The organism is Algoriphagus sp. Y33 (assembly GCF_014838715.1).
In the GTDB taxonomy this organism is placed as follows: Bacteria; Bacteroidota; Bacteroidia; order Cytophagales; family Cyclobacteriaceae; genus Algoriphagus.
On record NZ_CP061947.1, the window covers coordinates 1160133 to 1174301 of the forward strand.

Here is a 14169-nt window from a genome sequence, read left to right on the forward strand (position 1 = left end):
GCAAAAAACTTGACATGAAAAGATTATTATATATAGCGTGCTTCCTGATTGTTTGCTTTGTTTCGTGTAAACCTTTATCCTATAAGAAATACGTAGAAGGTAAAAAACAGACGGAGAATCTTAATTATTCTGTCGGAATAGAGAAGTTCTTGGAAAGTTGGAATGAGTCACCCCAGCCTGAGGCAGCCCGAGGGTTGGCTCAGGCATATTCAAAAGTGAGGAATTTTGAACAGGCGGAGGAATGGTATACCAGACTGGAAAGAGATGGGGACTTGGAGGAAGGTGATCTCAAGCCTCTTGCCGAAGCTTTAATAGCCAATTCCAAATATTCGGAGGCAACTGCTATTCTTGGAAGGTTGGATTCTGCCCGCACCAATCCGGATTTGGAGTTAATCTGGAAAACAGCCTTGGGAGGAAAGTCATTCTTGAATAGGTCTTCTGAATCTGCAATTGTACCGGTCCCTGAAGCCAATTCAGCCTTTTCTGAGTTTGGACCGATGATTTCCGATGATACCGTTCTTCACTTTACTTCTGATAGATTGCTTCCTAAAAATGTTCGGGTAGATCCGAATAATGCACTCAAAAGCGATGTGTACGGTTGGACAGGAAATGGTTTTTTGAAAATGCATGAAGCTGCCTGGGATAACAAAGAAAATACTGTGAAGCAAGCTCCGAGGCAGACAGATAGGTTAAATGGTGATTTGCATGTCGGTCCTTTATATAAGAAGGGAAATAATTTGTTCTTAACAATCACACAGGTGCAGAAACACAAAAAGTCCGATTCCGGTTCCTCTAGGGATTATACCTTGTTTCCCGAATTGTTTTTTGCTTTGGATACAGGCAATATTAACATGGACTCATTTACGCCATTGCCTTTTAATGCTCCTTTTTCCTATTCTGTGTCTGACCCATTCTATGATCCATCCACTTCCAAGCTCTATTTCTCCTCTGATATGCCAGGAGGCAATGGGCAAGCAGATTTATACTATTCTGAATGGAAGGATGAAACTTGGTCAACTCCTGTGAATCTTGGTGAGGTGATCAATACCAATGGAGATGAAAGAACCCCATACATTGATAAAAATGGAATCCTCTACTTTTCAAGCACAGGACATGCCGGCTTAGGCGGATTGGATATCTTCAGAGTGCATCTAGAAAATGGAGAATACACTGAACCTGAGAATTTAGGCAGTCCGATTAATTCAAACCGCGATGATTTCGGGCTTTCATTGCTGCCTGGAAGTGATACCGAGGCCGTGTTTTCTTCCGATAGAAAAGGCGGTAAGGGGCTGGATGATATTTATTTCGCAGATCTTTTTGTACAGAAGGATTTGGTGATCAAAGGCGATCTAATTGATAAAGAAACGGGTGAAAAGCTCGAAGATGGTGTGGTAACACTCTATAATGATCAAAGCCAATTAGTGAATACTTATGTCTCTGAAGCCGATGGATCCTTCAGGTTTAAGGTGAAGTTTGATCAGATAGTTAATTTGGAAGGCAAGAAAACGGGATACCTAACAGGTAATAGCGGTGATATTTTGATCCCAACCGCAGCTCAAATTCAAGACTCTGTGATTGTCAGGAATATCTACCTAGATAAAATTGCTGTAGGGAAAACGTATACCCTCAAAAATATTTACTATGATTTTGATAAGTGGGACATCAGAGAAGATGCTAAACCGGAACTTAATAATTTGATTAAGATTCTGAAAGACAATCCTACGATTAAAATCGAATTGTATTCACATACAGACTCTAGAGGTACCAACGCTTATAACCTTAAACTTTCAGATAAACGTGCTAAAGCCGTAATTGCCTATTTGATAGAATCAGGGATTGATCAGAATAGGCTTAAAGCAATAGGATATGGTGAAGAAAAACTTCTTAATTCTTGTGCAGATAATGTCTCATGTACCGAAGAGCAGCATCAGGAGAACAGAAGAACTGAATTTAAAATTACAGAATATTGATTTGGGTGGTTCTTCAGCTGTCTCTTTGGATTCGCCACTTTTATAGATCTTGAATTAGTGACCTAGTAATTGAAAAAGACCACCTAGTGTTAGGAGGTCTTTTTTTTTTTCTTTAATTGAGAAATGGGCTTTTCACTATATGCTCGTCTTGGTTTAATACTTTTCGACAGATTGCAAAATTGAGATCTGTGATCGTTTCGACCAAATTAGTGACATTTTTTTCATCCTCGGGAAGTACCGAACCCTGAATAAAGAATGCTAGGAAGGATGATTCCAGATCTTTTCTATAAACTATGTGCAAAGTGCCTTTTAGATCCTTAAATTCACTTACAGCGTTCAATACAAAACCCTTAAAAGCTTCCTCAAGCAATTCACAATCCCCATTAACTATTGGAAGAGAATTGTCTAGACGAAACTGTATGTTATAGTTTTCTATTATGCCTGATAGTAGTGCATAACTATCAATGCAATACCCTCTTTGCTCCATCTTGGCGCAGGTAAGGTTAAAATCGTTGGGGTATGTCATTTTTATTAATTTGCGAATAGGGACAAGATTTGGGTGACCAAGTACTTATTCTTCATTCAAGTCAATGAGTTTTGAATCATTAACAGCTTTTGGTAAGGGGAAAGTAAAGACTGGAGAAATATGATATTTCATGGTATAACCAAACTTGATTTCTTTTGTTTTATAATTACGCCATACATACATCCGCTTTTTTGCCAGCAAAGCAATAAAAGCATCATAGGATTAGGAGAACACTAGCATCATGCATCATGGCAATTAGGCTGACCTCGCCGTGGGGAGTCATCCCTATGTCTGGAAGTGCAGATGTCATAGGGCTTCCTGCTATTAAGCCAAGGAAAACATAGTTACTGCCATCATTGCGGATAATCATACTAACTCAATTTCTAAACCAGAAAGCTAATTCGTTGATTGGTAAAGTTTCTGATAAACCGGCAAGTTTTGTTCCGAAAAATTCATTGCTGCTGTTTTGTCATTTTTGGAAACAGGAATTGTTTTTTTTCATATATATCCGACTTTCCGTCGGGAAGTGGGCGAAAGCGACATAGGGCTTGGTAGACTTTCGTGTATAGATTCAATAATTCGGTATCCCTCTAGGCTGCATTTGTCTGTCTCGTTGCGACGGGTCTTCGGACCATATAAGCGAAGCAACTGAGGTAACCTGCATCCTCACGTATAATCAGATAATTTTTGAGATAAATTGTTGATCACCTTTGTATACTGGCATGAAATTTACCATCTTCTTACCTTTTTTGTGCAAAATAATGTATTTGTTGTATTATTCTATTGTATCTATTGACAATTTGCATACAATATCCTCAAAATCAGTTTTTTTTACCCAGTATGGGGATTTATGTGCCCGATATTTTAACCGATCTTTAGTGAATGCAGTCGCAGTTTGTTAGCTGTATGGCTTAAATATGGTTTCGCTCCATAGCATTATTCATTCAGGTCATATGGAGGAAAGGAGGTAGGCATAAAAACACTCTAGATGACGCAAACAAAAGGAACATTTGTAACCCTTTTACTTGGCTACTCAGCGTGCTACTGCCTTGGTTGTGGAGCATACAGACAATATGGGAGACTTTAATCGGAATATGGACTTATCCCTGAAAGGTGCCGAATCGGTGACTGCTGTTGTGGTAAATGGCTATAGAGTTAATGCCAAACAAATGACACCTGTAAGAGTAGTCATATAGCGTTACCGGTATCGACGAACTCTTATGAAGAGGGCAGGGATACCAACCGCTTTGTAGAACTGGAGCTTGCCAGGAATTATGTATTAGCTAATCTGCCGTAGGCTGAGGTTGTTTTAAAATCTGGGTTATAAGTTGGCTAATTCGGTACATGGAAAAACTGCTTTTGGAACAGGATACCGGTTAGAATTTGAAATTTGGAAGGTTCTCCAAAATATCCCCGGTCATGGCATCAAGATCATAATCATGTTTCCACCCCCAGTCTTGTCTTGCACATGAGTCGTCAATACTATCTGGCCAGCTATCCGCAATTGCCTGGCGGAAATCGGGATTGTATTGGATTTTGAAATCAGGAATATGATTCAGTATGCTTTGGTAGATTTCTTTTGGAGTGAAGTGCATCGCAGCCAGGTTATAGCTAGAGCGGATTTTTATAGACTCACCCGGAGCATTCATAAGATCCAAGGTGGCTTTGATTGCATCAGGCATATACATCATAGGCAGTGAACTGTCTTCGCGAAGGAAGCAATCAAATTTTTCCCCTGCCAATGCTTTGTGATAGATATCCACCGCATAATCTGTGGTGCCTCCACCGGGGAGAGACTTGTATCCGATCAAGCCTGGGTACCGAAGGCTGCGAACGTCCACATTGTATTTCTGAAAATAGTATTCGCACCACCTTTCTCCGGCCTGCTTCGAGATGCCGTACACCGTATTGGGTTCTTTGACGCAATACTGAGGCGTATTGATTTTTGGTGTATTGGGTCCAAAGACAGCAATAGAGGATGGCCAATAGATTTTGTTAAGATTAAATTCTCTGGCCAGCTCCAGAACATGAAGTAAACTTTCCATGTTCAGCTCCCATGCAAAGAGTGGTTTTTTCTCACCCACTGCGGAAAGCACTGCCGCCAAATGATAGATTTGGGTGATTTTTTCGTTTTTGACAAGGTTTCTCAGACCTTCTTTATCCATCACATCCAAAACTTGAAAGCGGCAAAAGTCAAACTTGGATTGTGCGGATTGGTTGAGGTCTGTGGCGATTACTTGCTCTGCACCAAACTGATCTGCCAAGGACTTAGTGAGTTCCGAACCCAATTGGCCTGCAGCGCCTATTACTAGGATTTTTTCCATTGATATTTCTTTCAAAATCTACCCTAAAGCCGGGCTCTGGGTTTTTGTTTATATTTGGGTTTGCGATTGCAAAAGTAAGAAAAAACTGCTTCCAGATCAGGATATTTGACCAAAGGAAGCAGACGTTTTTGAATAACATAAAATCAACTAGCTATCATGTACGATCAGTTCAAACCCAAATTGCAAGAAGAACTTAAGGGAATAGAGGACGCAGGCCTTTTCAAGAAAGAGCGTGTGATTACATCTCCACAATCGGCAGAAATCACCATTGCAGGCGGGCAAAAAGTTTTGAATTTTTGTGCCAATAATTACTTGGGGCTTTCTTCCCATCCAAAAGTAATCGAAGCAGCCAAGGCAGCAATTGATTCCCATGGATTTGGAATGTCTTCCGTGCGCTTTATTTGCGGCACTCAGGACATTCATAAGGAATTGGAAAAGAAAATTTCTGAGTTCCTAGGCACAGAAGACACCATTTTGTACGCGGCGGCTTTCGATGCCAATGGGGGAGTGTTTGAGCCTATTTTAGGCCCTGAAGATGCGATTATCTCAGATGCATTGAATCATGCTTCTATTATCGATGGTGTCCGTCTATGTAAAGCAATGCGTTTCCGATATGAGCACAATAATATGGAAGATCTGGAATCCCAGCTGAAGGAGGCCATTGCCAAAGGAGCTAAGCAAAAAATCATTGTGACTGACGGGGTTTTCTCTATGGACGGGACAATTGCACAGTTGGACAAGATCGTGGAATTGGCTGAAAAGTACGAAGCTTTAGTCATGACAGATGAGTGCCACTCAACTGGATTTATGGGCAAAACAGGAAGAGGAGTTCATGAGCATTGCGGCGTAATGGGAAAAATAGATGTTATCACCGGGACGCTTGGAAAGGCACTTGGAGGAGCTTCGGGGGGATTTACCTCAGGAAGAAAGGAAATTATCGAATTGCTTCGCCAGCGTTCTAGGCCATATTTGTTTTCCAACACCTTGGCGCCATCGATCACAGGAGCTTCGATAGCAGTGTTTGATTTATTGTCTGAAACTACTGAGTTGAGAGATAAGCTGGAAGAGAATACAACCTATTTCCGTGAGAAAATGACCGCTGCCGGCTTTGATATCAAACCAGGCGAGCATGCAATTGTACCGATTATGCTGTATGATGCAGTTCTTTCACAGCAAATGGCCGAGAAGGTTCTAGAGAAAGGAATTTACGTGATAGGATTCTACTATCCAGTGGTACCAAAAGGTCAAGCTAGAATCCGTGTGCAGATTTCTGCGGGGCATGAACGGGTACATTTGGATCAGGCGATTGCGGCTTTCACGGAAGTAGGGAAGGAATTAGGAGTGATTGAGTAGCAGCTCCAAAGGGCAGGTTAGTTAGCTCAGATGTTATGGCTGGATGTAGGGTGCCTGTTTTCCGATGTTCTAAAACCGGGATTCTAAGTTAGATTCCCGGCTTTTTTTCTGAAAGTCTTAAACGTATGTACTTTGAATTAATGCTAGAAGTTCAAATTTGACAACTCCCTCTTTTCCAAAAGGGCTTAAGAGCCTATCCCGACGACTGTCGTGGAGGGATTTTTTCAGGTTAGCACCAGTATAATTCCAGTCTGCGCATTCATTCGGATATAGATAATGTTTTTTGTCACAATGTTCAGGTAGAAACCATGAAGACTACAGTTAACTTCTATCGGAAATTGGGTTTGATAATTGATCATTGAGGCTGTAAACACTTTTTCGCCTCTAAACTAACTATCTAACGGTCACGTGATAGCAACTCTGTTTTCTTTCTTTGATGAAGAAGATTTTATTGGCTTCTTGAAATTTATTTAGAACTTCTTCAAGTTTTTTTTGCTTGGTTCTGTTGAAGTTTTTTTTACCATTAAACCTTATGTAAGAAATATCAAATGAAGCTCCATAAGAGTGTGAACTGACACCCTCCGTTGCATTTTTGTTTCTTTTCCTTAATTTTTTTTGCTGCTCAGGAGTACGGGTTACTGAGGTTAATGTAAAGGAGCTCTCAGTATCGGTGAGGGTTTGGAAAGCTACACCTAGTTCTTCAAGGATAATTTTTGAGTACGGTGTAACATAAGGGTGACTATGGGTTAAGGGTGTCACTTCATATCCGTTTCCCTTGCTCACAGGCACCAACTGCTTGCCTTCAACTAGTTTGTTGAAATGATTTTCATCCTCTATTAGACCAAATCCATTATATTCTGATGCGAACAGATGTTTATCATATTCTTTTGTAATCAGCTCATCAGGAATAGGAGGGACGACTCTGGGCGCAGGTAAATCCAACTCTAAAGGCTCGATTTTTTCAGGCTTTAAGTTTGGTTTCGGATCACCGGTTAGGGTGGAATAGGTATCTTTTATCTGGTTTTTTAATTCAGGCAAATAGACCTGAGTAGCTAGAGCACCTGCCGAAAAAAGTATAAAAAAAAAGGCAAAGTGGATTAATGGGGGCTTTTTCATAGAAGAATGGATACTTTTATTACGATGCTGACTTGCTTGTCATCGCGAGTTTTCTCCGCTTTTTCAACTCATATTCTTCCAGATCTTCAAAGCGCGTATCCACATCAAGATTATTTAAATAGTCATTGATGGTTTCTCTGATTTCCTGAAAAGACATATTATGGAGAATCTTACCATTTTTGGACATGGATAACTGACCTGTTTCCTCTGATACTATCAATACAATTGCATCGGTGGTCTCTGACATGCCTATTGCTGCCCTGTGACGAAGCCCAAATTGGGCGGGAACTTCACGCTCAGTGACAGGCAGAATACAGCGGGCCGCTTTTATTTTACCGTTGTGAATGATCACGGCACCATCGTGTAGGGGACTGTATTTGTTGAAAATAGAGATAAGCAGTCTTTTCGATAATTCTGCATCTAGAATATCACCGCTTTCGGCATAGAATTTTAATTCGGTACTTTTTGAAATCACCATCAACGCTCCTGTATTGCTACCGGCAAGGGTCTTGGAAGCATCTATAATAGGGCTGATGTTGAAAATAGCATCGTCCTTTTTTCTCCAAAAGAAAAGCATGTCTTTCCATACATTATCATCTGAGAGGAGTGACGACCGTCCTATCAAAAGAAGAAATTTTCTGATTTCAGGGGCGAAAATTATAATAGCAGCAATCACACCCACTCCCATGAATTGTCCTAAAATAGAGGACAAAAGTTCCATTCGAAGCGCACGGACTAGGAGATAAATTAAGTAGATAGACAGAAAACCAAGAAAAATCTTGATTGCAACACTTCCCTTTAGAAGTTTATAAACTTGGTACAATAAGGCAGCTACCAACGCAATATCAAAGATATTGATGATGGAGATGTCTAAAAATCCTATTTTGAAAAGTAATGTCAAGGGTATAAAGTGTTGTATAATTTTAATGTTTCGTTAGCTTCTTTAACGTCGTGAACTCGTAGGATGTTTGCCCCTTGGCATAAAGCAAACATATTTAATGCGGTGGTGCCATTCAACGCCTCATTAGCATTGACTTTCAGCACTTTTGATATCATAGATTTTCTGGAAATACCCACAAGTAACGGTAATGAAAGTGTCTCAAAGCGCTGAAGGTTCCTTAGCAAGAAATAATTTTGCTCAAGAGTTTTAGCAAATCCAAAACCCGGATCAATTATTACATCTTTGATGCCAAACTTTCTCAATTGTTCTAGTTTTTCAGCGAAATAATATAATATTTCTCCTAAAATATCTGAATATTTTGTTTTTTCCTGCATGTTTTGGGGATTCCCTCTCATATGCATGGCTATATACGGTACCTGAAGCTTGGCCACCGTCGGGATCATTTCTTCATCCAGATCTCCGGCGGATATATCATTGATCATATGAGCCCCCGCAAGTATTGCTTCCTCAGCAACTTTTGACCTAAAAGTATCAACAGAAATTAAACTCCCGGAAAAGTTGGAAGCGATCCATTTCACCGCTGGAATAACCCTATCAATTTCTTCTTGCAAGCCAACCTCGGCCGAGCCAGGTCTCGAACTATATCCGCCAAGATCCAGAATGCTAGCTCCATTCGAAATATGTGAGGCAACTAATTCGGTGACTCTATCTAGCGACTTCCCGGCTCTGCTTCCTTCGAAAAAAGAATCAGGTGTTAGATTTACTATTCCCATCAACTGAGGTTTGTCCCAACAGATTAGCCGTCCATCGATTTGAAGGGTGTTTTTTTGGGGAAATGATTTATCTTCGGTTTTAGAAGACTTGCCCGGAAGAGGAAACATTAAATTAAGAAACTTTGGATACGCAAACGAGTAACGAATATAAGGAAGTTATCAGCCGTTGTAAAGAACTATTTCGTAAGAAGACTATAGATTATGGTACAGCTTGGAGAATTTTTCGCTTACCATCGATTACGGATCAAATTTTCATCAAAGCACAACGTATTCGATCGATTCAGGAAAAGGGGAATCAAAAAGTCAGTGATCCCATCGAAGATGATTTTGTGGGGATTATTAATTATTGTCTGATCGCTCTGCTTCAAATCAGTTATTTGAAAGATGATAGAATGGAAATCCCATTCGAAGAACTTGAGCCTGCATATGATCACTGGGTAAACGAAACCCGTGGGCTTTTGGAAAATAAAAACCATGATTATGGTGAAGCTTGGCGGGATATGCGTATAAGTTCTATTACAGATATTATTTTGATGAAATTACTCCGAACCAAGCAAATAGAAGATAATCAAGGCCAGACTCTAGTGTCCGAGGGTATTGAGGCTAACTATCAGGACATGATCAATTATGCTGTATTTTGTTTAATTAAATTACATTATCATGTTTAAGCAGGGCTTTTTGTGGGTGATCCGATTTATAGTCGGAGGCCTTTTTGTTTTTTCGGGTATGATCAAAGTCAATGATCCCGTGGGGACATCGATTAAGCTGGAAGAGTATTTTGATGTGTTTTCTACAGATATAGCCGGCTTCTTTATCCATTTCAAACCTATTGCTTTAGAACTTAGTGTTTTCCTTGTAGTAGTGGAGGTAGTACTGGGGGTCATGTTGATATTGGGAGTACAGAGTAGATTTACAGTTTGGGCTCTTGCATTGATGATCTTATTCTTCACATTTCTTACTTTTTACTCAGCATATTTCAACAAGGTGACGGATTGCGGTTGCTTTGGAGATGCTATCAAGCTAACACCATGGGAGTCATTTTACAAGGATTTGATTCTTTTGGTCCTGATCGCTATCCTGTTCTTGTTTCAAATGGATTTACCCAAAACATCTCCTACTTGGGCAAAAGGAGTGACTGTATTAGTCATGGCCATGTCTTTTGTACTGGCTATTTTGGCGGTTCGAAATCTTCCATTTGTTGACTTTAGAGCATATAAAGTGGGGGTGAACATCCCTCAAAATATGCAGCCATCAGCTCCACTTCAATATTCTTATGTGATGAAAAAAGATGGTAAACTAGTGACTTTTGATCAATATCCATCCGATGAAAGCCTGGAGTTTGTAGAAATGAATTTGAAAAATCCGGATGCCTTGCCCAAGATTTCTGATTTTGCTGTTTGGAATGAGGATGGAGATTATTCTGAAGAAGTTTTCACAGGCAATAAGATGCTAATTTTAGTAAGCAGCATGGCCAAAATGAGTGATTCAAACCTTATCCAACTTGACAGCCTTGTTAAATCTCTTTCCGGATCTCCTATTCAACCTGTTTTTGTTGCTGCCGCATCGCAGGATGAAATTCAGAATTTCACCGAATCAAGAGGTTGGGATATGCTTTCTCTTCAAGCAGATGCTACGGTAGTAAAAACCATGATCCGTGCTAATCCGGGGATAATGGTTTTGCAAAATGGCAAGGTGCTGGGTAAGTACCATCACAATAATACTCCGGATATAAATGAAGTCTTAGACCTATACATGAATTAGGGGATGGGCAAGGACTTGAAAATCGTTTTGGTAGGACTCCCGGGATCCGGCAAAAGTACATTTGGAAAACAACTGGCTACAGTTCTGAAATTCCCCTACTATGATCTTGATCACCTGATAGAGGATCGTTTTCAGATGAAAATACCGGATATTTTCTCGCGATATGGTGAAGGTCAATTCCGTGCATGGGAGACAGAGGTACTTCAAGAATTCCTGGGGCGGGATGATTCCTACGTGCTTGCCTCTGGAGGCGGTTGTCCATGCTTCAACGAAAACATGGATTTGATCAATCAGAAAGCCGTGTCTGTGTATCTGGATGTGCCGCTAGAGGAAATTTCTTTCAGGCTGGGATTGGCTAAGGCTCAGACTAGACCCATGTTTATGGGTCTTGATCAGGGTGAAATCACCGTGAAACTAAAAAGTTTACTTGTGGAGCGGGATTATTTTTACCGAAAGGCAAAAATAAAACTCAGCGGGGAGGATTTTTCCGCTGAGTTGTTAGTGTCGGAATTGATCCGTTTGCTTAGAAACTAAGCCCCACTGTAAGTACCCCGTTGAGCTGGTTGTTTTTGATTTCGGTCAAAGGACCGATATTGTTTCCCTGAGTGTCCAATACTTGATAGCTACTGTATAGTGTATTGAACTTTTGATTTACCAGAGCAAAGTCCACAGAGAATTTATTGATTTTCACGCCAAGACCACCACTTATCTGCTGCGTACTTCTGTCGAAGTCAGAATTTGCAATTGGGTCACCATAATAGCCATAACCTCCTCTAAGTCTGAAATTGCTCAGTCTATATTCTGCACCGAACCTGAAGTTGATTGTGCTGGTGTATAGATTTTGAATTTGTTGATTATCAGGCCCTTCATCAAAATCACTGGAATTGATTCTGGCAGCACTGTAATCCACCCAATCTACATCCGCTGAAATAAACCCGTTTTTACCCAAGAATACAGTAGCACCGCCGCCTATTTTCAGAGGTGTATTTAAGCTGAATGAGCTGACAAAAATATCTGTTTCCTCATATATCTCTTGTAGCACCTCTCCCTCAAATTCATAATTATCATAATTGGTATACATATTTGCATTGTATTCGTCATTTAAGGCATACCAAGTAGGGGTTTGGAAGGTGAAGCCAAGATTTAAGTAATCTATCGGCTTGTATATCAATCCCAAGTTAAGATTTACTCCGCCACCGTTTATAAACAGATTCTCCTGAAGACTAGAGTTGATCAATGGGCCTTCCAGAAACTCTTCATTATAGATCTTCCTAGAAGTGAAATTGAGTGTTCGGATACCAACGGATCCTCCTACAAATAATTTATGGTTGAAATTAGCACCATAAGCAAAAGTTATCTGGCTAGAACTTCCCTCTTGGGTAACATTTTCATCCTGAAAAGGGGCAATCAACCCGTTGACAGATTCATATTCACCTGGAATAACATTGCCGTTATTGTCCAGTCTTGGATTGATTTGATACGTTTTGTAGGCCATTCCTGTTAACCCGAAGTTTGCGACTTGATTTTCAGGAAACCCCTGGGCATCCTGTAAATAAAAATCGATAATGGATGTTTCTCCCGGCTGGTCGGAATAATATCCATATTCAGTATTAAAATTGGCAATCCGCTGAATACTTATTCCAAAGGTCCCACCTTTGAATGCTCCTCTTTCGAAGTCACTTTTTGGATTTGCCATCACGAAACTCACATTTGGCAGCGAGAAATTAGTGGTATTATAACTTCTATTTTGCCCCATATAATTTGTTTCCGCTCCCCAGTCGCTGAACCCAACAGTAGCACTTGCCTCTGAGGCCCTGAAGAAACCTAGTCCTGCAGGATTTCCTGCGATATTGGACACATCGCCACCAAGTGACCATTGTGTTCCGCCAATTCCCATAATGCGGGCTGAGCCGGCGGGCTGTACTTGACTGAAGCGATATGCGTCCTCAAAATATCCACTTTGTGCCAGTGTATAAGAGGTGGAAATTAAACATAGGGATAAAACCAGAATGGATATTCTCATTTAGATTTGATTTGGATGTAATAAATAAACGTGTTGGGTTGAAGAAAATGTTGCTTTTTCTCCATATTCTTTTTCCAAAAACACACAAATAGGCTTAGAAATGGATTTTCCTGCTACCTAGGCAGCAATAAATAAGGCAGTGATCCCACTGCCTTATTTAAATTTATCCACTAATCAGTATTGGATGAATCAATTTCCTCTACCACCTCTAGAAGAACCTGAACTGCTTCTTGTAGCTCCTCCTGAGGAACCACTGCTTCTAGACGGAGCACTGTAGCTCGGCGTACTTCTTACAGGAGTGCTCCTTGTGGGAGTTACGGTTCTTGTATTAGTTCCGCCTCTGTTGTAGGCAGGTGATGATGATCTACTTGGAACATTACTTCTATTATAAGAAGGACTGGAAGTTCTAGTGTTTGTGGCAGGGTATGAAGATCTAACGGCTCCGCCTCGGCCTGAATTGATAGTTCTGGAGTTTGTAGTTCCTACACTTGGTCTAGCAGATGGCATCGCACTTCTTGTCCTCGAAACAGGTCTATCCATAGCTGCCGAACTTACATTTCTACTACTGCCTTCTCTGGCACGGGAGTTATAATAGTCATTTTGAGATGAACTGAAATCTCTGGCTGAAACTCTTGAATTATCAGAATTGGAAATAACTCTTCTCGTTGATGTATTTGACCTATTGTTAAGGACATCTCTTCGAGCCTGTGCTCTGGCAGTACTCGGCTGAAGTGCAGCGTTGGATACATTTCCTCCTCTGGCTCCGGCAAGTGAAGAACCTCTAGTGGGCCTAGCACCGGTTACAACTCTTCTATTTCCGTATTCTCCTCCGGGAAGGACATATATCGGTCTGCCATAGCCATAACCCGGATATCCGCCCCATCCATACATTGGCATCCCCCATGGATCATAAAATCCTCCATATCCGAATCCCGGTCTCATGTACATTGGTCTGTAAAAACCATTTCCAAACCCAAACCCAAAACCAATATTCAAATTAAATCCAGGTCTATACCCAAAACTTGGCCCCCAGAAAGGATCGTAAAACCCTCCCATTCCCCAAGGATTCATTCCGTACATCATTCCGGCATTCATTCCATACATCATTCCCATATTAAAAGCCATGGAGTTGTTGAAGATGGAATTGTTTCCTGAGCCGTTTACCCTATAATTGTCATAAGCATTGATATCGGGATTGCTTTCTTGTTCGGCTCCTTCGTCAAAGTACACGATATCATCCTGAATTGTGTCTTCAGCAGCCTGATACCTTGCGATATAGTCAGGATTTACATTTCGAGAGCTAAAGCTTTCTTGAGGGATAGGATCTGAACTTGTAGATGAAAGCGGTTGAAATTGCTCGCGGGTATTGTTCTGCACAGCAAATTCGGTAGCGACTTTTGCGTCCGAAGCCATGAAATACAA

At 40.7% G+C, this 14169-nt stretch carries 13 protein-coding genes; 6 read left to right on the forward strand and 7 right to left on the reverse strand.

Annotated elements, in window-relative coordinates; all coding sequences use genetic code 11:
- Positions 1-14 precede the first annotated feature (14 nt).
- Complete coding sequence (locus ID165_RS04740; RefSeq protein WP_192349231.1) at positions 15-1970, forward strand: OmpA family protein; 1956 nt, start codon at positions 15-17, stop codon at positions 1968-1970.
- 112 nt (positions 1971-2082) lie between these two features.
- Here ID165_RS04740 and ID165_RS04745 read toward each other — a convergent pair whose 3' ends face one another.
- Positions 2083-2496 carry a hypothetical protein gene (locus ID165_RS04745; RefSeq protein ID WP_192349232.1) on the reverse strand — a complete coding sequence of 138 codons (414 nt, stop codon included), beginning with the start codon at positions 2494-2496 and terminating at the stop codon, positions 2083-2085.
- 1025 nt (positions 2497-3521) lie between these two features.
- On the opposite strand from ID165_RS04745, the gene ID165_RS04750 reads away from it, so the two are divergent.
- Positions 3522-3692 (forward strand): hypothetical protein, encoded by a 171-nt coding sequence (locus tag ID165_RS04750; protein ID WP_192349233.1) that lies wholly within the window; start codon positions 3522-3524, stop codon positions 3690-3692.
- A 180-nt stretch (positions 3693-3872) separates the two neighbouring features.
- Here the strand turns inward: ID165_RS04750 and ID165_RS04755 are convergent, their stop codons facing one another.
- Positions 3873-4820 carry an NAD-dependent epimerase/dehydratase family protein gene (locus tag ID165_RS04755; protein ID WP_192349234.1) on the reverse strand — a complete coding sequence of 316 codons (948 nt, stop codon included), beginning with the start codon at positions 4818-4820 and terminating at the stop codon, positions 3873-3875.
- 156 nt (positions 4821-4976) lie between these two features.
- Between ID165_RS04755 and kbl the strand changes: the two genes are divergently transcribed.
- On the forward strand, positions 4977-6173 hold the full coding sequence (gene kbl, locus ID165_RS04760) for a glycine C-acetyltransferase (protein ID WP_192349235.1): 1197 nt from the start codon (positions 4977-4979) through the stop codon (positions 6171-6173).
- 393 nt (positions 6174-6566) lie between these two features.
- Here kbl and ID165_RS04765 read toward each other — a convergent pair whose 3' ends face one another.
- From ID165_RS04765 to folP, 3 genes are read right to left on the reverse strand one after another with little or no spacing between them, the layout of a single operon-like run.
- Positions 6567-7289, reverse strand: coding sequence for a DUF5715 family protein (locus ID165_RS04765; RefSeq protein ID WP_192349236.1), 723 nt, complete (start codon positions 7287-7289; stop codon positions 6567-6569).
- Positions 7290-7308: 19 nt separating this feature from the next.
- A complete protein-coding gene (gene cdaA, locus ID165_RS04770) occupies positions 7309-8190 on the reverse strand; it encodes a diadenylate cyclase CdaA (protein ID WP_192349237.1) in 882 nt (293 codons plus the stop codon).
- Complete coding sequence (folP, locus tag ID165_RS04775; protein WP_192349238.1) at positions 8187-9071, reverse strand: dihydropteroate synthase; 885 nt, start codon at positions 9069-9071, stop codon at positions 8187-8189. Before folP ends, cdaA begins: the two co-directional genes overlap by 4 nt.
- A 14-nt stretch (positions 9072-9085) precedes the next feature.
- On the opposite strand from folP, the gene ID165_RS04780 reads away from it, so the two are divergent.
- From ID165_RS04780 to ID165_RS04790, 3 genes are read left to right on the forward strand one after another with little or no spacing between them, the layout of a single operon-like run.
- Complete coding sequence (locus ID165_RS04780; protein ID WP_192349239.1) at positions 9086-9631, forward strand: DUF1599 domain-containing protein; 546 nt, start codon at positions 9086-9088, stop codon at positions 9629-9631.
- Positions 9624-10724: a BT_3928 family protein gene (locus ID165_RS04785; protein ID WP_192349240.1), complete on the forward strand. Its 1101-nt coding sequence runs from the start codon at positions 9624-9626 to the stop codon at positions 10722-10724. The genes ID165_RS04780 and ID165_RS04785 overlap by 8 nt, the downstream gene beginning before the upstream one ends.
- A 3-nt stretch (positions 10725-10727) precedes the next feature.
- Positions 10728-11258, forward strand: coding sequence for a shikimate kinase (locus ID165_RS04790; protein WP_192349241.1), 531 nt, complete (start codon positions 10728-10730; stop codon positions 11256-11258).
- Here the strand turns inward: ID165_RS04790 and ID165_RS04795 are convergent.
- Together ID165_RS04795 and ID165_RS04800 are read right to left on the reverse strand one after the other, a co-directional pair.
- Positions 11248-12747 (reverse strand): OmpP1/FadL family transporter, encoded by a 1500-nt coding sequence (locus tag ID165_RS04795; protein ID WP_192349242.1) that lies wholly within the window; start codon positions 12745-12747, stop codon positions 11248-11250. The two genes, ID165_RS04790 and ID165_RS04795, sit on opposite strands and share 11 nt — an antisense overlap.
- Positions 12748-12936: 189 nt before the next feature.
- Complete coding sequence (locus tag ID165_RS04800; RefSeq protein ID WP_225586989.1) at positions 12937-14160, reverse strand: hypothetical protein; 1224 nt, start codon at positions 14158-14160, stop codon at positions 12937-12939.
- Between the last annotated feature and the right edge of the window lie 9 nt (positions 14161-14169).

Excerpts from the sequence above, each read along its gene's own strand:
- ID165_RS04755 (WP_192349234.1), bottom strand. The coding sequence starts at position 4,820 with ATGGAAAAAATCCTAGTAATAGGCGCTGCAGGCCAATTGGGTTCGGAA.
- ID165_RS04790 (WP_192349241.1), top strand. The coding sequence starts at position 10,728 with ATGGGCAAGGACTTGAAAATCGTTTTGGTAGGACTCCCGGGATCCGGC.
- ID165_RS04795 (WP_192349242.1), bottom strand. The coding sequence starts at position 12,747 with ATGAGAATATCCATTCTGGTTTTATCCCTATGTTTAATTTCCACCTCT.
- folP (WP_192349238.1), bottom strand. The coding sequence starts at position 9,071 with ATGTTTCCTCTTCCGGGCAAGTCTTCTAAAACCGAAGATAAATCATTT.
- ID165_RS04765 (WP_192349236.1), bottom strand. The coding sequence starts at position 7,289 with ATGAAAAAGCCCCCATTAATCCACTTTGCCTTTTTTTTTATACTTTTT.
- ID165_RS04745 (WP_192349232.1), bottom strand. The coding sequence starts at position 2,496 with ATGACATACCCCAACGATTTTAACCTTACCTGCGCCAAGATGGAGCAA.
- kbl (WP_192349235.1), top strand. The coding sequence starts at position 4,977 with ATGTACGATCAGTTCAAACCCAAATTGCAAGAAGAACTTAAGGGAATA.
- ID165_RS04785 (WP_192349240.1), top strand. The coding sequence starts at position 9,624 with ATGTTTAAGCAGGGCTTTTTGTGGGTGATCCGATTTATAGTCGGAGGC.
- ID165_RS04800 (WP_225586989.1), bottom strand. The coding sequence starts at position 14,160 with ATGGCTTCGGACGCAAAAGTCGCTACCGAATTTGCTGTGCAGAACAAT.
- ID165_RS04740 (WP_192349231.1), top strand. The coding sequence starts at position 15 with ATGAAAAGATTATTATATATAGCGTGCTTCCTGATTGTTTGCTTTGTT.